The organism is Bacillus infantis (assembly GCF_008180445.1).
GTDB lineage: Bacteria > Bacillota > Bacilli > Bacillales > Cytobacillaceae > Bacillus_AB > Bacillus_AB infantis_B.
The window spans coordinates 71569-91351 of record NZ_VTER01000004.1 but is presented as its reverse complement, the minus strand read 5'-3'; the positions used below and the strand labels follow the sequence as shown (position 1 = coordinate 91351).

General features: G+C 46.5%; 21 protein-coding genes. 19 read left to right on the top strand and 2 right to left on the bottom strand.

The genetic code is table 11. From position 1 onward, the window contains the following. The first annotated feature begins 308 nt into the window (after positions 1–308). The 8 genes from FZD51_RS08265 to FZD51_RS08230 all read left to right on the top strand — a co-directional run bounded on the left by FZD51_RS08265 (position 309) and on the right by FZD51_RS08230 (position 8288). On the top strand, positions 309–1523 hold the full coding sequence (locus FZD51_RS08265) for an LL-diaminopimelate aminotransferase (RefSeq protein WP_148974354.1): 1215 nt from the start codon (positions 309–311) through the stop codon (positions 1521–1523). Continuing rightward, positions 1516–2106 carry a YpjP family protein gene (locus FZD51_RS08260; protein WP_148974353.1) on the top strand — a complete coding sequence of 197 codons (591 nt, stop codon included), beginning with the start codon at positions 1516–1518 and terminating at the stop codon, positions 2104–2106. The genes FZD51_RS08265 and FZD51_RS08260 overlap by 8 nt, the downstream gene beginning before the upstream one ends. A 104-nt stretch (positions 2107–2210) precedes the next feature. Continuing rightward, a complete protein-coding gene (locus FZD51_RS08255; protein ID WP_148974352.1) occupies positions 2211–2792 on the top strand; it encodes a TerD family protein in 582 nt (193 codons plus the stop codon). An 86-nt stretch (positions 2793–2878) separates the two neighbouring features. Then, entirely contained in the window at positions 2879–3652 is a 774-nt protein-coding gene (locus FZD51_RS08250; protein ID WP_148974351.1) for a TerC family protein, read from the top strand. A gap of 174 nt (positions 3653–3826) precedes the next feature. Beyond that, positions 3827–5023 carry an HpcH/HpaI aldolase/citrate lyase family protein gene (locus tag FZD51_RS08245; RefSeq protein WP_148974350.1) on the top strand — a complete coding sequence of 399 codons (1197 nt, stop codon included), beginning with the start codon at positions 3827–3829 and terminating at the stop codon, positions 5021–5023. Next, a complete protein-coding gene (locus tag FZD51_RS08240) occupies positions 4965–6341 on the top strand; it encodes a phosphoribosyltransferase family protein (protein ID WP_262380812.1) in 1377 nt (458 codons plus the stop codon). The genes FZD51_RS08245 and FZD51_RS08240 overlap by 59 nt, the downstream gene beginning before the upstream one ends. Continuing rightward, positions 6334–7446, top strand: a complete 1113-nt coding sequence (locus FZD51_RS08235; protein WP_262380811.1) for a cysteine protease StiP family protein — start codon at positions 6334–6336, stop codon at positions 7444–7446. Before FZD51_RS08240 ends, FZD51_RS08235 begins: the two co-directional genes overlap by 8 nt. Beyond that, entirely contained in the window at positions 7443–8288 is an 846-nt protein-coding gene (locus FZD51_RS08230; RefSeq protein ID WP_148974348.1) for an HAD family hydrolase, read from the top strand. The genes FZD51_RS08235 and FZD51_RS08230 overlap by 4 nt, the downstream gene beginning before the upstream one ends. On the opposite strand, the gene FZD51_RS08225 is transcribed toward FZD51_RS08230, so the two are convergent. Continuing rightward, positions 8248–8514 carry a hypothetical protein gene (locus FZD51_RS08225; RefSeq protein WP_148974347.1) on the bottom strand — a complete coding sequence of 89 codons (267 nt, stop codon included), beginning with the start codon at positions 8512–8514 and terminating at the stop codon, positions 8248–8250. The genes FZD51_RS08230 and FZD51_RS08225 overlap by 41 nt on opposite strands. A gap of 257 nt (positions 8515–8771) precedes the next feature. Here FZD51_RS08225 and FZD51_RS08220 point away from each other — a divergent pair, with 257 nt between their 5' ends. The 8 genes from FZD51_RS08220 to FZD51_RS08185 all read left to right on the top strand — a co-directional run bounded on the left by FZD51_RS08220 (position 8772) and on the right by FZD51_RS08185 (position 17136). Next, entirely contained in the window at positions 8772–10415 is a 1644-nt protein-coding gene (locus FZD51_RS08220) for a YceG family protein (protein ID WP_148974346.1), read from the top strand. A gap of 3 nt (positions 10416–10418) precedes the next feature. Then, positions 10419–11525, top strand: coding sequence for a toxic anion resistance protein (locus FZD51_RS08215; RefSeq protein ID WP_148974345.1), 1107 nt, complete (start codon positions 10419–10421; stop codon positions 11523–11525). 75 nt (positions 11526–11600) lie between these two features. Next, positions 11601–12212 (top strand): TerD family protein, encoded by a 612-nt coding sequence (locus FZD51_RS08210; RefSeq protein WP_148974344.1) that lies wholly within the window; start codon positions 11601–11603, stop codon positions 12210–12212. 44 nt (positions 12213–12256) lie between these two features. Next, positions 12257–12838: a TerD family protein gene (locus FZD51_RS08205; protein ID WP_148974343.1), complete on the top strand. Its 582-nt coding sequence runs from the start codon at positions 12257–12259 to the stop codon at positions 12836–12838. Positions 12839–13643: 805 nt separating this feature from the next. After that, positions 13644–14858, top strand: coding sequence for a threonine--tRNA ligase (gene thrS, locus FZD51_RS08200; RefSeq protein ID WP_148974342.1), 1215 nt, complete (start codon positions 13644–13646; stop codon positions 14856–14858). Positions 14859–15116: 258 nt separating this feature from the next. After that, positions 15117–15821 (top strand): anthrax toxin lethal factor-related metalloendopeptidase, encoded by a 705-nt coding sequence (locus FZD51_RS08195; RefSeq protein WP_148974341.1) that lies wholly within the window; start codon positions 15117–15119, stop codon positions 15819–15821. 26 nt (positions 15822–15847) lie between these two features. Next, positions 15848–16642 (top strand): thymidylate synthase, encoded by a 795-nt coding sequence (locus tag FZD51_RS08190; protein WP_148974340.1) that lies wholly within the window; start codon positions 15848–15850, stop codon positions 16640–16642. Then, complete coding sequence (locus FZD51_RS08185) at positions 16639–17136, top strand: dihydrofolate reductase (protein ID WP_148974339.1); 498 nt, start codon at positions 16639–16641, stop codon at positions 17134–17136. The genes FZD51_RS08190 and FZD51_RS08185 overlap by 4 nt, the downstream gene beginning before the upstream one ends. Positions 17137–17234: 98 nt before the next feature. Here FZD51_RS08185 and FZD51_RS08180 read toward each other — a convergent pair whose 3' ends face one another. Then, positions 17235–17453 (bottom strand): hypothetical protein, encoded by a 219-nt coding sequence (locus tag FZD51_RS08180; protein ID WP_148974338.1) that lies wholly within the window; start codon positions 17451–17453, stop codon positions 17235–17237. Positions 17454–17667: 214 nt separating this feature from the next. On the opposite strand from FZD51_RS08180, the gene ilvA reads away from it, so the two are divergent. The 3 genes from ilvA to FZD51_RS08165 all read left to right on the top strand — a co-directional run bounded on the left by ilvA (position 17668) and on the right by FZD51_RS08165 (position 19748). Beyond that, positions 17668–18936 (top strand): threonine ammonia-lyase IlvA, encoded by a 1269-nt coding sequence (gene ilvA, locus FZD51_RS08175; RefSeq protein ID WP_148974337.1) that lies wholly within the window; start codon positions 17668–17670, stop codon positions 18934–18936. Between the two features lie 101 nt (positions 18937–19037). After that, complete coding sequence (locus tag FZD51_RS08170; protein ID WP_148974336.1) at positions 19038–19382, top strand: DUF5658 family protein; 345 nt, start codon at positions 19038–19040, stop codon at positions 19380–19382. Between the two features lie 114 nt (positions 19383–19496). After that, on the top strand, positions 19497–19748 hold the full coding sequence (locus tag FZD51_RS08165; protein ID WP_148974335.1) for a YpmP family protein: 252 nt from the start codon (positions 19497–19499) through the stop codon (positions 19746–19748). Positions 19749–19783: the final 35 nt, after the last annotated feature.

The following is a 19783-nucleotide window of genomic DNA, read 5'->3' as shown; positions in this document are numbered from 1 at the left end:
CTGCGCTTTGATTTTAATTTTCCGTTTCCCTTAATCCGTAATTGTCAGGAATACAAAGTATCCCAGCGTCAGCAGGCATACAGCTACAAAAACAATTTCCCAATTCATTATTTTTCCTCCTCGGACTATGTATTCATTTACCATTAGTCTTATATCATTCCCAATATTTTCTCCCTTTAATCGCTTTTTTCTAGGAAACTTTCTTTTTTTTCAAAAATTTTCTCCCCATTTTTTCTTTTTTCTTAAAAAAAGAGTATAATATTTTCTAAGTAAGCATCAGGCTTTTATGAATGCTGGAGGGTACTAGTATGAAGATATCCATGGCAGAAAGAATGGAAGCATTTGGGGAAAGTGTATTTGCAGAACTGTCCCGCATGAAGAAAGCGAAGATCTCAGCAGGTGAAGATGTGATTGATCTGAGCATCGGCAGCCCTGACCTGCCGCCTCCGTTATTTATCAGGGAGGCGATCGCTGAGGGGGCGCTGGACAGCACCCAGTACGGCTACTCCCTTGCAGGGACAGAAAGCTTCTGCAATGCAGTCAGCTCTTATTACCAGAATAATCACGGCGTATACATAGATCCCAAGGAACAATGCTCCCTCCTTATGGGCTCCCAGGACGGCCTCATCCATCTGCCGCTTGCTTTGTGCAGCCCGGGCGATTATATACTGATGCCTGATCCCGGATATACCGCATATGCAGCGGGTGCCGCCCTGGCAGGGGCAAAAATATATCCAATGCCTCTAATGAAAGAAAAGCAGTTTCTCCCGGATTTCTCAGAAATACCGGAAGAAATAAGGGAAAAAGCAAAGATGATGATCTTGAACTTTCCCGGCAATCCTGTGCCAGGCCTTGCAAATGAAGCATTTTTCAGGGAGGCAATAGAGTTTGCCAAAAAATACGAGATTGTCATATTGCATGATTTTGCATACTCTGAGCTCTATTTTGAAGAAAAACCGGTCAGCTTTTTAGCTGTTGAAGGCGCATTTGAAACAGGGATAGAAATGAATTCCCTTTCTAAGAGCTTCAACATGGCAGGCTGCCGGATTGCCTATGCAGCTGGAAATGAAGACATCATCCGCATGATCTCAGACCTGAAATCCCATCTGGATTACGGTGTATTCCATCCCATCCAGACCGCGGCTGCCAGGGCTCTTGAGGATCAGTCGGGTTTCCTGGCCAAATCAAGAGAGGTCTACAGGAAGCGCAGGGACGCCCTTGTAGAAAGCCTTGGTGAGGCAGGCTGGGATGTTGACAGCCCGAAAGGATCGATGTTCATATGGGCAGAGATTCCAAACGGCATCAGCTCCAGGGAGTTCAGCATCCGCATGCTGGAGGAGGCAGGAGTGGCTGTTACACCGGGAAGTGCGTTCGGTGCAGCAGGCGAGGGATTCGTACGGATTGCACTCGTTCAGCCTGAAGGCAGGCTCCGGCAGGCCGCTCAGAAAATAAGTTATTCCGGAATATTAAACACAAATCTATCGTTTGAAAATAGCTCTATGAGGAGGGATAAAAATGCCTAAGTGGCTGCGCAAATCGTTTGTGGTGATGGTGACCATCCTTACCTTTGGGCTGGTTACGCCATCACAGGCATTTCTGTATGATAATGCTAATCAGGACAGGTCCCCTAAGCGCGATGTGCTGGAGGCACAGGCAGAAGGACTGGACCTTGCTGCACCTGAGGAGGATGAGGAATCGATCAGGCAAAGGTTCATCCAGACTGCTGTCCAGGAGGCGGAGAACCAGTCTTATATTAAGTTCGGGGGAAAGATCAAACCTGTCATTGAAGATGAGTTCCGTGAAGTCATCCTGCCGAATATCGAAAAAGCAGTGGAGGAAACAGCTGGAAGGATACCAGGGAGCGACCTGGGCAATCTGGAAATTACCGAATGGCCAGGCGGGGGCAACTCGGAAAAAATCTTCCATATAGTCAACCGGCAGTCCAATGAAGATGTCCTTCGCTTTCATGTCAGGAGGGACCATCCGCCCCAGGAGGGTTACTGGTTCAACTTCCACTACCATACCTCAGAGGATGCCTTCCAAAAGCATCATGAGTTGGGTTCCATCTACTGGAATAAAAATACTCCGCCAAAATGGCTGAGCTGAGATTTGAAATGTAAGCAAAAGTATGAAAAAATATGCTTGTAGTTTTGAAACTTTTTAAAGATTGAAACGTAAGCATACTATCACAATAATTGGAGGTAGAAAAAATGGCAGTAAGTTTATCAAAAGGACAGAAGGTAGATTTGACAAAATCCAATCCGGGCCTCACAAATGTAATCGTAGGGGTAGGCTGGGATACAAATAAGTATGATGGAGGAGCAGACTTTGACCTGGATTCCTCGGTTTTCCTTCTTGGGGAAAATGGCAAGGTTACTTCCGAAGCGGATTTTGTTTTTTATAACAACACAACAGGCGGAAACGGCTCTGTCGTACATACGGGAGATAACCGGACAGGCGAAGGAGAAGGCGATGATGAGCAGGTAAAGGTTGAGCTCGGTGCTGTACCGGCAAATGTCCAGCGCATTACATTCACCATCACAATCCATGATGGCGAGGCGCGCAGCCAGAACTTCGGGCAGGTTTCCAATTCTTATGTCCGCATCCTTAACGGCGAAACAAATGAAGAGCTGATCCGCTATGACCTTGGAGAAGACTTCTCCATCGAGACAGCACTTGTTGTAGGCGAACTGTACAGGCACGGCGGAGAGTGGAAATTCAGCGCGATCGGGTCCGGCTATCAGGGCGGGCTTGGTGCACTTGCAACTGACTTTGGCCTGCAGATTGGATAATCACTTTTTTATTATTGATCTTTGAGACTCGGCTCTGCCGGGTCTTTCGTTAGCACTTATATAAGGTAATGGAGGAACTTCAAGAGATGACAATTTTACAAGGTTTTATAGATACATATGCCGCATTCTTTGACTGGCAGATGTGGGCGGAAGTTCTGAGCGACCCTGTTAGCTGGGGGCTTATCGGAACGCTCGTAATCCTGGAAGGACTGCTTTCAGCCGACAATGCACTGGTACTGGCTGTTATGGTAAAACACCTTCCGCCGGAACAGCGGAAAAAGGCGCTGTTCTATGGATTGCTTGGGGCATACCTTTTCCGTTTCATTGCAATCGGGATTGGGGTATTCCTGATTAAGCTGTGGTGGGTAAAGATTTTGGGGGCCGGCTACCTGGCATGGCTTGCTATTAAATATTTCATTGATAAGAAGAAAGGCGTCGGCGATGATGAGGAGCTTGAAGGCCTCAATCAAAGCGGTTTGCTGATCCGCCTGTTTGGTACCTTCTGGGGAACAGTAGCAGCGGTAGAGCTTATGGATATAGCTTTCTCAGTTGACAGCGTACTGGCTGCATTTGGAGTCAGTGATCAAATCTGGGTGCTTCTTCTCGGCGGAATGCTTGGGGTCCTGATGATGCGTGGAGTAGCAGGAGTATTCCTTAAGCTGATCGATAAAGTGCCTGAGCTGGAAACAAGCGCATATGTGCTGATTTTGCTTATTGCTGTGAAGATGCTTCTTGGAGTATTCCATATCCACATCGATCATATCTATTTCTTCCTTCTGCTGATAGTAGTCTTCGGGGCGACTTTCATCGTCCACTTTATGAATAAAAAGAAGGCTGAGCAGGGCCAGAAAAGCAACTGACAGACGTATAGAAACAAGGAAAGGGAACTGACAATTGTCCGCTCCTTTTCTTTTTATCCTTTTTTGGCAGTCTGAAAGCTTCTTAGATTGGACAAGTATGCTTTGAAGGATGCTTGAATAATCCTTGAAGACAAGTGTTTCCCTCTTTTACTTTGCATGAATAGGAGAATTAAAATGAAATTATTTGCTGATTTGGAAGACAGGGAAATTGACAGGCTCTTTTATAAAAAGCCGGGGTCCTTCTCTAAACGTTCCCCGAAAGAGCTGTTGTCCTATTGCTTAGGCGCAACGCTTTATATGCCTGCGACAAGGCCCAATATTCATCAGGATCTGCTCTCAAAGAAGCATTCTGGCCTTACTTCCATGGTGATCTGCCTGGAGGATGCCATTGGCGATTCAGAAGTGGAGCAGGCTGAAGAAAGCCTGCTGGCTGAACTTAAGCTCCTTCATCAAGAGCTGGGGAAGGGATATTTCCAGGAGGACGATCTGCCGCTTATTTTTATAAGGACCCGCAGCCATGGACAGCTGGAGCGGCTGTTTTCCGGGATGGGGCAGGAAATAAGCATGCTGACAGGAGTTGTCATTCCTAAATTTGACCCTGCAGAAGGAGCAGAATCACTGGCGGAAATCAGCCGCAGGAATAGAGAAGGCCACGTTCTGTATGCAATGCCGATTCTGGAAACAAAGAAAATCATCCAGAAAGAAACAAGAGTCGGAGAGCTTCTGGACATAAAAGGACTCCTTGAACAATACAGGGATATTATCCTTAATGTCAGGATAGGGGCGACCGATTTTTCCGGTCTTTACGGCATCAGGAGAAATTCGGATAACACGGTATATGATATAGCGGTCATACGGGACTGCATTGCTGATATTATAAATGTTTTTGGGCGTGCCGGCAGCCAGTTCACAGTATCAGGGCCGGTCTGGGAATATTTTTCCTCTAAAGATAGAATGCTTAAGCCCCAGCTGAGGCAGACGCCCTTCCTGGAGAAGTACGGTGAAGCAGGCATCAGGATGAGGACGGGACTGATCGATAAGCATATGGACGGCCTGATCCGTGAAATTATGATGGATATTGCCAATGGCCTGACAGGAAAGACGATCATCCATCCTACCCATATAAGGCCGGTGCAGGCTTTGAATGCCGTTACACTTGAAGAGTACGAGGATGCCAGGAATATTGCTGCCAGTGCAGAAGGCAGCATTGGCGTCATGAAAAGCGCCTACTCAAACAAAATGAATGAAATCAAGCCGCATTTATATTGGGCGCAGAAAATTCTTTTAAAATCTGAAATATACGGGGTGCTTCATGAAGAATACTCATACATTGACCTGCTCGAAAAAGAAGTATTTGCTTCCAGTTATTGAGGGGCTGAACGTTGAACTTGAAATAACTGAAAATCCATATAACATACCTGTTGATCATTTTTTTACAATGGCAGCCCGCATCAACAAAAAGAGATCATTCCTTTTTGTGAGCAAATTGCTGGGGAAGCATCTGCCCATCCATCCGGAAAAAGGGCTGATCACTGGAGAGCTGCTGGCCGCACGCTATGCTGAATTAAAGGAAGGCTGGCCGCTGCCGGAAACCGAAGAGCTTCTGCAAGCCTTTTTGCTGGATCCGGCAGTTAGCAGGCCGTCCATTCCCTTTGTTGATAAAAAGTATAATCCGGTGATCATCGGGTTTGCAGAGACTGCAACCGCGCTTGGCCACAGCTTTTATAATGCTTTCAAGGCAGCAGGGTATTTTCATACTACAAGAGAAACACTTCCTGAAGCAGTTTCCATAATAGACTTCGAGGAAGAGCATTCTCATGCAACCTCCCATCGCTGCTACGCGGACAGGGAGCTTCTTGACAATCAGCGTGAAGTCATCCTGGTTGATGATGAAATGACCACAGGCAAAACGGCAGTCAATATCATCAGATCCATCCAGGCAGAATTCCCGCGCAGTGAATATACGGTCGCTTCCATATTGGATTGGCGTTCACAGGAAAACCAGGCAGCATTCCAGATGCTTGAAAAAGAACTAGGGATCACGATCAACAGTGTAAGCCTCCTAAAAGGGGAAATGCAGGCTGCAGGAGAACCTGTCATCCAAACGAATATAGAAGACAGAAAACGGGATGCAGAGGGATCCAGCATAAGCTTCATCAATCTTAGTGAAGCAGGGCTTTCTTTTGAAAAAGCAGGGAGTCCTTCAATCACGCTTGGAGGCGGGATCTGCAATATCCCCTACCTCAAAGGAACAGGCAGATTCGGGCTCCAGAAGGGAGCGGAAGAGCCTGAACGGGACCTGGAGGCTGCAGCCGCACTCCTGGCTAAGAGAAGAAAAGGAGATCATACACTTATCCTGGGAACAGGCGAGTTCATGTATATCCCTATGAAAGTGGCATCGCAAATGGGGAAAGGGGTCTTTTTTCAGTCCACTACTCGAAGCCCTGTCCATGTTCTGGACCGGGAAGGGTACGGGGCAAGGGAAGGACTGTCATTTCCCAATCCTGAGGATGCAGATATCAGGCAATTTGTCTATAATATCACCCCTGGATTTTATGATGACCTCTATATACTCTTTGAACGGGAACCGAATCGGGAAGCGCTTGCCCCATTGCTGGAGGAATTGAAGAAAACAGGAATCAAGGATATAAAAATCGTTTATTTTAATGGAGGGAACAACAATGGCTGAAACAGCAGCAGAAACTTTTGGCTCCTACAGCAGTGAAGATGTCATCTTTCTGCTGAAGGACCTCAGTGCATACGAATTGGAAGGGGCAACTGAAAACAGGGAAAAAAAGATCCAGTCCGGCCAGCATTACAGTGAGACGCTTCCCATTGAGTACATCCCTCCAGCCCACTATTTAGAGCTGTTTTGGAAAACGCTTGAAGACTATAAGGAAAAGGTGGCGCTTTGCACTGCGGTGACGTCGGAAAAGCTGCTCAGCAGAAGAGGGGACAAGATTGTCCTTGTTTCCCTTGCAAGGGCCGGCACCCCGGTCGGGATCCTGATGAAGCGGTATATAAAGCAGGTATACGGTACAACCCTTCCCCATTACAGCATTTCCATCGTCCGTGACAGAGGCATTGATGAGAATGCCCTGAAATACATAATAGAAAAGCATCCCGGATGCAATATCCAGTTTGTCGATGGGTGGACAGGCAAAGGAGCTATCTCGCTTGAATTGACGAAAGCATGCAGCAGCATGAATGAAAAATATGGCTGGGATCTTGATGATACGCTTGCTGTCCTTGCTGATCCAGGCTATTGCACCAGTCTGTATGGCACAAGGGAGGATTTTCTGATTCCAAGCGCCTGCCTGAATTCGACTGTTTCCGGCCTTGTCAGCAGGACGGTGCTCAATGATTTGATCGGACCTGAAGATTTCCACGGTGCCAAATATTACCGCAGCCTTGCAGAAGCGGATGTTTCCAATGAATATATCAGCATAATAGAAGAACAATTCGATTACGTCATGGAAGAAGCGAAAAAAATCTGTGATGGCTATTCTGCTGAAGCTGAATCCGAACCTGATTTCAGGGGGATGGAGGAAGTGCTGGCGATCAAAGAGGAATATGATATTGAAAGCACGAATTTTGTTAAGCCCGGCGTTGGTGAAACAACACGTGTACTGTTAAGGAGAGTCCCCTGGAAAATTCTGATGAGGGACCCGGAAAGCCCTTATGTCAGGCATATCAAACTCTTGGCTGAAGAACGCGGGGTGGAGATCGTCCGGTACCCTGACATGAGCTATACATGCTGCGGGCTGATCAAAAAGGTTGGCAGCCAGTCATGAATATGTTTGCAACAGATCTTGACAGGACTATGATTTATTCAAACAGAGCACTTGAAGATCTTGGCTGTGAGGAAGATCTTCAGCTGACAGCCGCCGAGATGAAGGAAGGGCAGCCTGCTGCATTCATGACTGCAAGGTCGCTTAACCTGTTAAGGGAACTTGCAGAAGAAGCACTCGTTGTGCCTGTTACAACCAGGACATATGAACAGTATAAAAGAGTAGGGATATTTGGAAGAGATATCCCTGTCTCTTATGAGGTCACTTCAAATGGAGCCCAAATCCATTATAAGGGGAAACTGCTTGATGAGTGGACGGAGCGGGTAGATAAGCGCCTAAAGGAAGAGTGTGCGCTGCAGGAGGAAATGGCTGAGTTTGCTGCAGGATGGAGATTTTCCGGGACATTGAAAAAAGCAGGGGATTCCTTCTTCTACTATATCCTCCAGGAGCGCATCAGCCTTCAGGAAAAGAAAAAACTGGAAGAGGATGTCCGCCGTCTCGGATGGAGGATATCCCTGCAAGGCAGGAAGCTTTACTTTATGCCGATTCCTGTCTGCAAGGGAGAGGCGGTTAAATTCATCAGCAATAGAGAGGGAGCAGATATTCTTGCCGGTGCGGGAGATTCCCTTCTCGATTATGATTTCCTGAAGGTATGCCATCATGCTTTTGTCCCGGATCATGGAGAGCTTTCTATGGAGATGCCTCATGGATTCAGCTGCAATTTTTCGGAGAACAGGGGAATACTTGCCGGAGAAGAAATCCTCCTGAAGGCATACAGGCTGCTTCTTGGCCGGGAAGCTGCCGTCAGCGGTAATTCTGCCCCCGGCCGGACTGCCCTTTTGTAAAAAAATGAAGCAATAGCAGGAGCACGCTCCCAAATGCATAAAAAGCAAGAAAAACCGCAAGCGCATAAGACGGTGCGTGGTGAAGCGGGTATGTCATGATGGCGAGCACAGCTGACCACAGCAGGAGGTCAATGAATTGGTAAGCGCCGGAAGTCATGATCTGGCGGACAGCTTCCAGTTCATTCCTGCAGCTATCATAGGAGGGCCTTTTAATCAGGAAGCGCAAGGGATCACCTTCTTTAATTATTTGTACTCAACTATATGCAGGGATAAGCCCGTTGGTGATTGTGACGGGGAAGAGGGGATACAACTTGTTTTAATCATATTGAAACTTTTTTCAGCCTGTTCCGTATATTCTAATAGAGCTAAAAGCCAGTGCTGAAGGCTATCGTTGTTAAAACATGCACCTGATATGATATGATGAAAGAAATTTACATAAGCCAATAGGGCTAAATCTTTCGCTCCTAGAGGGAAGGGATAAACATGTATCCAACTTATAATAGATTAAAGGTCAATCTGCTGCCTGTGTCTGCGGACAATTGGCTGTCTGCCATTAAAAAGCGCAGCTCCGAACGCCCGCAGTATCAGGCAGGCGACGGCATCATCCAGATCAGCCAGGTTGCTGCAAGGTTTCTGGGCATTCCTGCGGATGAAGATGAATACTATAATCAGCTTTATGATTATATACACTCACCAGATAATGGACTTATCCTTTTAAGCAGCGATACTCTTGATAAAACGATCGACAACCAGCATTTCCAGGCCATTCAAAAGGTATTGAACATCAACAGGGAGCAGAAGCTTTCAATCAACCGCTTCATCGCCTTCCTTGATGGTGAGCAGCTGCTCTTGAAGCCTGATAATCCCCTTGTCCATAGAAAGGTAAGGGAGGCATTCACTAAAGTCATTGAGATGTTTGCCGGGAGGGAAAAAGAAGGCCTTGAAAGCCCAGACTTCCGAAGGGTGCTTGTAGATCTTGTGAAATGGTCCTTTAACCATCTCTCCCAGCCGCTAAGCGGCTGCAATCCGGAAGAAAGCATGCCGAAATTCCTTTGGTATGGAGAAGCAGGCAAGAGCCAGCAATATTTCCTGTCATTCATCTTTTTTCTTGGCTGCGATCTCGCGGCTTTCAGCCCGGATGGCCAGGATGTCCTTGCGCTCGCAGATCCGGGGAAAGAAGAAACATTTGTCCAGCAGTATCCTGAACAGAAGGCAGCTGAACCTTTTCCGGTGGAGAAAAGGAGAAGGAAATCAACGGTGGCCTATAAAGCCTCAAGAGAAATCGAAACCATCCTTAACCACGAAGGCTCCGGCCTTTATAAGGCATGGCAGCTGAGGGACTACAAACCTACTGCTGTGACGCTCAAAACAACTTATGATGAACTGTTCATCCTTGCCAAAGAAAAAGCAATGATCAGGCCGAACTTTGAAGTCAGCGGCGGAGAAGTGAAGATCCCTTCCATTTTTTCGAAGATCAACGGAGTGAGCAAAAGCCGGAAAGAATATTGGGACCGCTTGCATGCTCTTGCCGAGAATGACTGCAGCTTTCTGATCAGGCAGTTCCCTTTTTCAAACCCCCTGACAAGCGACTTTCGCTTTCATTACAGAAATGCCCTTGGAAAAGACGGGAAGCTGGATCCGGAGATTGTCACGGGTTCGCACTACTGGAAATACGGCCATCTTCCTGGGGGCCTCCAGAAAGGAATTTCCCATGCAATCAGGAATCTTTGTGCAAATCCGGAGCTTAAGCCCATCCATAATGAAAGCCAGGAAGAAATCAGCATCTATTTGTTTACACAGGCAATGCAGATGCCGGCCAGCATCCTGAAGCTTCTGCAGAAGTTTGACTACTCTCAGGATGTGCCCAAGCTGATCCTCTATAACAATGAAATGAATGGTACGATGACAAGGAGCGATGCAGCCCTCATGCTTCTCCTGAACCAATTTGGAGTTGATATCATCGTGTATAATCCGCCAGGCCACAATGACCTTGAAAACTATGTCAATGAAGGTGTCTTTGATTCGCACTGGCTGGAAGAAGTGGTCTTTGACCAGGACTATAAAGAGCCTTCACTGATCAAGAAAGTGTTTCTGCAAGGGCTGCTGAAAAATTTGAAAGGAGACTGAACCATGAATGATCCGCAACAAGCTAGTGCAGGACTGGTTACCCAGGATCCCGCTGATGTGCTTACAGAAACGAAGGTGCCGGAAATAAAACTGGCGCTGAGGCAGGAAGCGGAAGTGCAGAACCTCGCCAGATCGATCGATGAACGTGATCAGATTCAAATACTGGAATTCGGGAAAGAACCAGCGCAGCAGATCTCCCGTTTCTCTGACCAGATTCTCGGCAATATGAGGGCTACCAAGGTGGAAGACTCCGGTGTCCTCCTGAAGCAGCTGGGGAAGATAATGGACAGATTCGACAAGAAGGATTTTGAACAGACTTCAGGCGGCTTGTTCGGAAAGCTGTTCAAACGCGGGGAAAAAATGATTGAAAAGCTCTTTGGGAAATATCAGACAATGGGCAAAGAGATTGACAAGGTCTATGTCGAGATCTCCAAGTATCAGAGTGAAATGGTGGACTCCACCAATATGCTTGAACAGATGTATGATCAAAACTATCAATACTATCTCACGCTTGAAAAATATGCAGTTGCAGGCGAGATGAAGGCAGAGGAGCTTAAAAGCACACAACTTCCGCAGCTGGAGTCAAAAGCAGCATCTGGGGACCAGATTGCCTCCATGCAGGCAGATACGCTCCGCAATAGCATCGACCTTCTCGAGCAGCGTGTCTATGACCTGGAAATGGCGAAAATGGTGGCCCTGCAGACAGCTCCCCAGATCCGCCTTCTCCAGAGAGGGAACACCAAGCTGATTGGGAAAATCAATTCTGCGTTTGTTACAACCATACCGATATTTAAAAACGGCCTGATCCAGGCAGTTGCGGCAAAGCGCCAGAAGCTGGTTGCCGATTCTATGAGCGAACTTGACCGCAGAACCAATGAGATGCTCGTCCGCAATGCGCAGAATATCTCAAATCAAAGTGCAGAAATAGCCAGGCTTGCCGGAGGTCCAAGCATCAAGATTGAAACGATTGAAGAATCGTGGAACATCATCATGAAGGGGATGCAGGAAACGAAATCGATTGAAGATGAAAACAGGCGTTTAAGGGAAGAAGGCACCAAGAGGCTCGAACAGCTCCAGGAAAACTTCAAAAATATGAAAAATCAAGGCTGATGGCGCTTTTTTCAGCCTGACACAGGGCTGTTAAATATAAATAATACAGAAAAGTAAATTTATGAGGTGAAATGAATGGCGATTAATTTGCAAAAAGGACAAAGAGTAGATCTGACAAAAGGAAATCCGGGATTATCAAAAATCATGGTAGGCCTCGGGTGGGATCCGGTTGAAAACAAAGGAGGAGGGGGACTTCTCGGCTCTCTCTTCGGCGGCGGCGGAGGCGCCAATGTCGACTGTGATGCTTCAGTCATCATGCTGGGGGAGAATGATAAATTAAGGAATAACAGCGATGTCATCTATTTCGGGAACCTGAAGAGTTCAGATGGCAGCGTACAGCATACCGGTGACAATCTGACTGGAGAGGGAGATGGAGATGATGAGCAGATCAATGTTGATCTAAGCCGCGTCCCTTCCCACGTCCAGAAGCTTGTTTTTGTAGTGAATATCTATGATGCGGTTAAACGCAAGCAGCATTTCGGCATGATCCGCAATGCATATATCCGCATTGTAAATCCAATGGGCAGGGAAGAGCTTATCCATTATAACCTCACTGACGATTACAGCGGCAAGACAAGCCTCGTAGTCGGAGAATTGTACAGGCACGGAACTGATTGGAAATTTGCTGCAGTCGGAACAGGCACCAATGCACCAGGGCTGTCCGATGTGGTCCGTTCTTATACTTAATAGCTTGATCGTAATAAAAACACTATCAACAGAGGTGAAGATAAATGAGCAGCATCAATCTTTCTAAAGGGCAGCGCATCGATTTGACCAAAAGCAATCCGGGCCTGACAAAAGTAATCATCGGTCTTGGCTGGGACACAAACCGCTATTCCGGGGGCGGCGACTTTGACCTGGATGCGTCTGCATTCCTGGCTGATGAAAATGGGAAAGTCGTCCAGGACCATGATTTTATTTTTTATAACAATCTTGTCCACCCAAGCGGCTCTGTGGAGCATACAGGGGACAACCGGACAGGGGAAGGCGAGGGCGATGATGAGCAGATCAAAATCGACTTCACCAAGGTCCCGGCCCATGTCCACCGCATTGCCATCACTGTCACAATCCATGATGCGGAGAGCCGCAGCCAGAATTTTGGCCAGGTATCCAATTCTTTTGCCCGTGTAGTGAATGAAGACACAAACCAGGAAGTGCTCCGTTTTGATCTTGGAGAGGATTTCTCCGTTGAAACAGCCGTTGTCATCTGTGAGCTGTACAGGCATGGAGGCGAATGGAAATTCAATGCTGTCGGAAGCGGATTTTCGGGCGGGCTGGCTGCACTTTGCAAAAATTTCGGCCTTGCGGTTTAATTCTGTATACTCCAAAGCCCGGCATACTGCCGGGCTTTTGCTTTTGGAAAAAATGAGCAATAACGCTTGTTATGAAACTGGTTTCATGCTTTATGATTTCTTATGAAGAAAAGGGCGCTGTTTATCAGCAGCCGGCGTGACGCATTAGGCGGCGTAACGGCATTAGTGAGCAGAGAGCTCTTTTCTTTGAAAATGAAAAGATTCTATTGACAATATAAAAGGTACTGGAATATAATTCATTTAATCATTTTTAGCATTCCATTAAGCTGGGAAAAGGACATGAATCATTTCCGCTGCTTCTGACAGAGAAAAGGGCCGCCGGCTGAAAGCCCTTAGGAGAAAGAAATGAATTTACCGCCTTGGAGCTATCATGGGGAAAAGCTGGATGTCAGCTAACCATGGTCGGGAGACCGTTATCTTTTTGAGCGCCGCATGCGATGCATGAGGCGGAATTAGGGTGGAACCACAGCCGCAATTGTCCCTTGTACAGGGAGAATTGCGGCTTTTTGTGTTATAAGCAAATATAATATTGCGAAGAAAAGGACATGAATCATTTCCGCTGCTTCTGACAGAGAAAAGGGCCGCCGGCTGAAAGCCCTTAGGAGAAAGAGATGAATTTACCGCCTTGGAGCTATCATGGGGAAAGGCTGAAGTCTGCTAACCATGATCGGGAAACCGTTATCTTGTTTGAGCGCCGAATGCATTGCATGAGGCGGAATTAGGGTGGAACCACAGCCGCAATTGTCCCTTGGTACAGGGAGAATTGCGGCTTTTTTTATTCTAAAAAATTTTGGGAGGAATTAAAATGTCGATTAAAGCAGAAGCAGAAAAGAGAAATCACAGAAAACTGGGGGCTGAGCTGGAACTATTCATGTTCAGGGAAGAAGCACCAGGTATGCCGTTTTATCTTCCAAAGGGAATGCAGGTAAGAAATATACTGGAAAACCTTTGGAAACAAAAGCACCAAAAAGCTGGCTATCATGAGGTCAAGACACCAATCATGATGAAGCAGGCATTATGGGAGCAGTCGGGGCACTGGGATCACTATCATGAGAATATGTATTTTTCAAAAGTTGATGAACATGATTATGCGATTAAGCCAATGAGCTGTCCAGGTGCTGTATTGATTTACAGCAGCAAGAGAAGGAGCTACCGTGAACTGCCGCTCCGCTATGCAGAACTGGGTCTTGTTCACCGCCATGAGCTCTCGGGATCCTTAAACGGGCTTTTGCGGGTGCGTTCCTTTACACAGGATGATGCACACCTGTTTGTAAGGGAAGATCAAATTAAAGAAGAAGCCGCTAAGGTGCTGGAGCTGGTGCACGAATTTTATTCGCTGTTCGGCTTTGAATATAAGGTCGAGCTGTCTACTAGGCCGGAAGAATTCATGGGTTCGGAAGAAACTTGGAATCTGGCAGAAGCCTCTTTGGAATCGGTCCTGCAGGAAAGGGGCATCCCTTTTGAAATCAATTCCGGGGACGGAGCATTTTATGGGCCGAAAATCGACTTCCATATTACTGATTCACTGGGAAGAAGCTGGCAATGCGGCACTGTCCAGCTTGATTTTCAAATGCCGGAGCAATTCGGCTGCCAGTATATCGGCGAAGACAATCTGGCTCACAGGCCAATCATGATCCACCGTGCCATCTATGGTTCGATTGAAAGGTTCCTGGCCATTTTAATCGAGCATTATGCAGGGGATTTTCCTTTCTGGCTTTCTCCGGTCCAGGCCTTAGTGCTTCCGGTTTCAGAAGCGCATATCGGCTATGCACTGGAAGTCAAATCCCAACTTGAGGAAGCTGGCTGCCGCATTGACATTGACAGCAGGGCAGAGAAGCTCGGCCTCAAAATCAGGGAAGCCGAGCTTCAGAAGGTTCCTTATATGATCATCATCGGTGAGAAGGAAATAGAGCAGGGAGGAGCTGCCTTGAGGAAAAAAGGGGCAGGAAACCTGGGAGTATTGCACCTGCAGGAACTGCTCGACAGGTTTAGGGATGAAGACAGGCCTGGAGGTAAATAAGAGGTAAGACGGGGTCTTCAAGGCCCCTTTTTTAAAAGCTACAGATGAAGTTGAGAAAAAATTAACGGCGCATTCATTCATCTTAGCTGCAAGCCCTGAAAATGCCTGTCCTGCCGCACAACTTTAAAACTTCCTGAAATTGCCCATGAATCGCGGCCTTTTTACCCGATATGATATGCTATAATATTTTCATATATACATAGATAGCAGGCAGCAAACGGGGCTGGAAGCGTCTGAGAATGGACAGAAGGTGATAGCATGAGAATCAGGATTTTTTTTCTGCTTATTGTAGTAGTTTCCCTGGCGCTTATGGGCAATTCCCAGGCGGCAATGGGAGGTATAAAACTTAAAGATTTCCCTGGCAACTCAGTGCTTGTCAAGTCCCTGTCCCTGCATTCGGGACAAGATCTGGGCAGGATTATTATTCTTCCTTTAGAGGAGTTCGATCAGGAGGAAGCGGCAAGGATGATAGAAAGACTGGATCAGCTCCCCTTATCATTGCTGTCTAAAATCAGGCAGGAAGGCATCTCGCTTAAGCTTTTTACAGGGCAGCTCACAGATAATCCCACAGCAAGCCATCTGGCAGGCTTGACACCCAGGGGTTATAAAAATAAAGAAACGACCTGGGATGATGTACCCGGAATCGGCGGGGGACGGACAGTGCTTGTAAAGATCGGCTATAGCGGCAAAGGCATGGGGCATGGATCTGTCAACCTGGAGCTTCATGAGCTGGCACATTCGATCGACCGCTTTGTCTTGAGCGAGATCCGCTTTAATAAAAAGTTCCAGGGTATATGGAAAGAGGAGAAGGCAAAGCTGTTTCCAGGCCAGCCATACTTCCTTACATTCCCTGAAGAATATTTTGCTGAAACGTTTGCCATGTTTTATATGGGAGGAGAAGAGCGCCTGCGCTTAAAAGAAAAAGCTCCGCTCACCTGGCAATTTTTCAGTACACTTAATTAATAGATTCATATTAGGAGGTCAATGGAATGGAGCAGTATTTACAGCTTTGCAGGCATGTCCTGGAAAAGGGTACAATCAAAGAAGACCGGACGGGAACCGGCACAATAAGCACTTTCGGGTATCAGATGCGATTCGATCTGAAGGAAGGCTTCCCATTGGTTACCACAAAGAAACTGCATCTCAGGTCGATCATCCATGAGCTTCTTTGGTTTCTGAATGGAGACACCAACGTGAAATATCTTCAGGATAACGGGGTCAGGATCTGGAATGAGTGGGCCGATGAGGAAGGGAATCTCGGGCCTGTATATGGCCATCAATGGAGATCATGGACCGGTGCGGATGGTAAAACGGTTGACCAGATCAGTGAGCTGATCAGCTCAATCAAGAATAATCCTGATTCAAGAAGGCTGATTGTCAATGCGTGGAATGTATCTGAAATCGGCAATATGGCGCTGCCTCCCTGCCATTGCCTTTTCCAGTTCTATGTAGCTGACGGGAAGCTGTCCTGCCAGCTTTATCAGCGGTCTGCTGATGTGTTCCTGGGGGTGCCTTTCAATATCGCATCTTATGCCCTCCTGACACATATGGTCGCCCATGTGTGTGATCTGGAGCCGGGTGAATTCATCCATTCGTTCGGTGATGTCCATATTTACCGTAATCATCTGGAACAGGTGAATCTTCAGCTTTCAAGGGAGCCGCTCAAGCTGCCCCAGCTGAAGTTCGCCCGCAAGGTTGATGATATCTTCAGCTTTGCATATGAAGATTTTATCCTGGAAGGCTATGAATCACATCCTCATATTAAAGGAGTTGTCAGTGTTTGATTTCACTGCTATGGGCCATGGACGAAAATTCGGCCATCGGGAAGAATAATGATCTGCCCTGGCGCCTGCCGGAGGACCTGAAATACTTCAAACGGGTTACGATGGGCCATTCGATTGCCATGGGAAGGAAAACCTGGGATTCTATAGGCCGCCCTTTGCCTGGCCGGGAAAACATCGTGCTGACGCGGGATCGTGGGTTCACCTGCGAGGGCTGCACCGTTTTCTATTCTTTTGATGATTTTCTTGCAGAATGCAGCCAAAAAAGCGATCAGGAAATTTTCATCATTGGAGGGGCTGAAATCTTCAGGATGGCCCTTCCATCTGCCGACAGGCTTTATCTGACGATGATACATGAAAAGTTTGAAGCTGATACTTTTTTTCCTGATGTTGATTGGAAGGAATGGGAATTGGAGAGCAGGGATAAGGGGACCCGCGATGATAAGAATCCCTACGATTATGAATTTTTGGTTTACACAAGAAAAGAACAGCCATGAGGCTGTTCTTTTCTTGTGGCTGTGCTGAATTGCTTGTGAAACAGAGTTTCACACGAATGAGCCCAAAATCAACAATGTACACTAACACAGCCTTCTCTTTAGATTTCTTCCAGCTGTTCAAGCATGCTGCGGAATTGACTAGGATCGCAGAAATCTTCTTCGCGGAAATTGTTTTTCACCCATTGAAGCAAGTCTGCACTATTATTGAAAACTTCACCGCTTGTATCGGCCTTCCTGATCATATAGCGGCCATTGTCTTCATCGGCCGTCACTTCCACAGGCAGCCTGCTGTCAAAGCTGCAGAGCGAAAATTCCATGGTGTCCGCCCTCCTTTTGCTTTTTAATTCTATATTCCCTTAAACAAGAAAAAATGACCAGCTCGGCAATCTTTTCAATAGTATATGCATAAGTAGGATGCCGACTCTTTTTTTTTTGAAATATAAAAAAGGTAAATTTTTTGACTATTCTGTTGATTAATGATTCTGCCGTGGTATAATGTACAAATTATAACGGCAGAAATGAGGGTAGGATATGGAACAGAAATTAATGAAGAAAAAATGGGTGCAGCTGGAGGATATACTGATTGCATACCAGCAGCTCAAGGATATCGTTGCCCATACGCCGCTGCAGAAAAATGACCGGCTGTCAGAAAAATATAATTGCAATGTGTATTTAAAAAGGGAAGATCTCCAGCATGTAAGGAGCTTCAAACTGCGCGGTGCCTACTACAGCATGAAATCATTGGGAGAAGAGAAGCTTGCTAAAGGGGTTGTCTGTGCAAGTGCGGGCAATCACGCCCAGGGTGTCGCTTTTTCCTGCAGACAGCTAGGGATCAAAGGAAAAATTTATATGCCGGCTACAACTCCGAGGCAGAAGGTGAGCCAGGTTGAACTGTTTGGAAGGGGCTATGTGGATATCATTTTGACAGGGGATACTTTTGATGATTCTTATAAAGAGGCTGTAAAATGCGCAGAGGATGAGCAGATGGCTTTCGTCCATCCGTTTGATGATGAGAAGATCATTGCCGGACAAGGCACTGCTGCTGTTGAGATACTGAATGACTGTGAAGAGCCGATCGATTTTGTTTTTGCCAGCATAGGCGGCGGCGGATTGATGGCCGGCCTCAGTACCTATTTCAACAGCGTCTCGCCCCTGACAAAGATGATCGGGGTTGAGCCTGCCGGAGCAGCTTCCATGAAGGAGTCCTGCCTTTACGGCTCTGTGACCCCGCTTGCTGATATCGATAAATTTATTGACGGGGCAGCTGTTAAAAGTGTCGGGGAGAAAACCTTTGATATCTGCAGCGAGCTCATGGAAGATATTATATTGGTCCCTGAAGGGAAGGTCTGCACCTCGATTTTGGAGCTGTATAATGAGCATGCAATCGTAGCGGAGCCTGCAGGCGCCATGCCGATTGCCGCCCTTGATCTGTATCGTGAGGAGATAGCCGGCAAGACAGTTGTATGTGTTGTGAGCGGCGGAAATAATGATATCGGGCGGATGCAGGAGATCAAGGAAAGATCACTTCTATATGAAGGGCTTCTGTGCTATTTTATCGTAAATTTCCCCCAGCGGGCTGGTGCACTGCGGGAATTTCTCGATGAGGTCCTCGCCCCTTCCGATGATATCACAAGATTTGAGTACACGAAGAAAAACAATAAAGAAAACGGGCCGGCACTGGTTGGCATTGAACTAAAGGATAAAGAAGACTATTCCGGCCTGATAAAAAGGATGAATAAAAAAGGTTTCGCATATACAGAAATCAATAAAGACAGCAATCTTTTCCACCTGCTGATTTAAATGCAGCCCCCGTGCCCTGCGGGGGTTTTTATTTGCGAAATCGTTCTTTATAAAGTACAATTTTGTTATCGGTAAAGTTTGGGGGTTTCTTCCTTTGGAGAATGGGAGATTATGATTATAAATCAAGAAGGATAGGAAGCGGTGAGTCCATGAGGGGCATATACATCTATTTAGGAATATTGAATGTGCTGGATGCACTGGCCACCTGTCTGGGATTGAATGCAGGGCTGATAGAGGAAGCAAATCCGGTGATGGGTGGATTGTATGAAAAAGGGCCGCTGCTCTTCCTCCTGGTCAAAATATCATTCAGCGCGCTTCTGGGCTGCTTTGCTTATATGAAATATCTGCCTGAAACGAAATTACTGAAAAATCTGCTGCTGTTCTCTTCTTTTTTATATACCTCTGTATGCCTTCTCCACTTATATTGGATAGCAAGCCAGATATGATGAGGAACCTGCTGCACCTTTTTGAAAAATATCAGGAACAGCGCATATTTAGACACACTTCGGGACCATGATGAGGTATAATATAACAAACGGGTGAAAAAGAGGATTGATATTTTGCTATTCAAAAGCCTAGAGTTCAAAAATGCTGTTGGACAGAAGGTTAAGGTCATTGAAATTCCAGTATTGGAGGAAGATAGCCCAAATTTCTTTATGATCCAATTCCGTTTAAAAACATTCATCTCGGCCGTTCACAAAGATACCAGCAGGAGTAGTGTGTACTCATTCAGGGAGTATTTGAAAAGAGTCCTGAAATGGAAGGATTATGAACACCTGTTTAATGTAGTTGAATTAAAAAATAATGCTTAATTCCTTGCGCCGGTGTTGCCGGCGTTTTTATTTTG

What these genes read in the sequence shown, in the direction of transcription:
- FZD51_RS08195 (WP_148974341.1), top strand. Translation starts at nt 15,117, where the DNA reads ATGAGAATCAGGATTTTTTTTCTGCTTATTGTAGTAGTTTCCCTGGCG.
- FZD51_RS08190 (WP_148974340.1), top strand. Translation starts at nt 15,848, where the DNA reads ATGGAGCAGTATTTACAGCTTTGCAGGCATGTCCTGGAAAAGGGTACA.
- FZD51_RS08220 (WP_148974346.1), top strand. Translation starts at nt 8,772, where the DNA reads ATGTATCCAACTTATAATAGATTAAAGGTCAATCTGCTGCCTGTGTCT.
- FZD51_RS08210 (WP_148974344.1), top strand. Translation starts at nt 11,601, where the DNA reads ATGGCGATTAATTTGCAAAAAGGACAAAGAGTAGATCTGACAAAAGGA.
- FZD51_RS08205 (WP_148974343.1), top strand. Translation starts at nt 12,257, where the DNA reads ATGAGCAGCATCAATCTTTCTAAAGGGCAGCGCATCGATTTGACCAAA.
- FZD51_RS08215 (WP_148974345.1), top strand. Translation starts at nt 10,419, where the DNA reads ATGAATGATCCGCAACAAGCTAGTGCAGGACTGGTTACCCAGGATCCC.
- FZD51_RS08260 (WP_148974353.1), top strand. Translation starts at nt 1,516, where the DNA reads ATGCCTAAGTGGCTGCGCAAATCGTTTGTGGTGATGGTGACCATCCTT.
- FZD51_RS08250 (WP_148974351.1), top strand. Translation starts at nt 2,879, where the DNA reads ATGACAATTTTACAAGGTTTTATAGATACATATGCCGCATTCTTTGAC.
- FZD51_RS08265 (WP_148974354.1), top strand. Translation starts at nt 309, where the DNA reads ATGAAGATATCCATGGCAGAAAGAATGGAAGCATTTGGGGAAAGTGTA.
- ilvA (WP_148974337.1), top strand. Translation starts at nt 17,668, where the DNA reads ATGGAACAGAAATTAATGAAGAAAAAATGGGTGCAGCTGGAGGATATA.
- FZD51_RS08180 (WP_148974338.1), bottom strand. Translation starts at nt 17,453, where the DNA reads ATGGAATTTTCGCTCTGCAGCTTTGACAGCAGGCTGCCTGTGGAAGTG.
- FZD51_RS08255 (WP_148974352.1), top strand. Translation starts at nt 2,211, where the DNA reads ATGGCAGTAAGTTTATCAAAAGGACAGAAGGTAGATTTGACAAAATCC.
- FZD51_RS08170 (WP_148974336.1), top strand. Translation starts at nt 19,038, where the DNA reads ATGGGAGATTATGATTATAAATCAAGAAGGATAGGAAGCGGTGAGTCC.
- FZD51_RS08240 (WP_262380812.1), top strand. Translation starts at nt 4,965, where the DNA reads ATGAAGAATACTCATACATTGACCTGCTCGAAAAAGAAGTATTTGCTT.
- thrS (WP_148974342.1), top strand. Translation starts at nt 13,644, where the DNA reads ATGTCGATTAAAGCAGAAGCAGAAAAGAGAAATCACAGAAAACTGGGG.
- FZD51_RS08235 (WP_262380811.1), top strand. Translation starts at nt 6,334, where the DNA reads ATGGCTGAAACAGCAGCAGAAACTTTTGGCTCCTACAGCAGTGAAGAT.
- FZD51_RS08245 (WP_148974350.1), top strand. Translation starts at nt 3,827, where the DNA reads ATGAAATTATTTGCTGATTTGGAAGACAGGGAAATTGACAGGCTCTTT.
- FZD51_RS08230 (WP_148974348.1), top strand. Translation starts at nt 7,443, where the DNA reads ATGAATATGTTTGCAACAGATCTTGACAGGACTATGATTTATTCAAAC.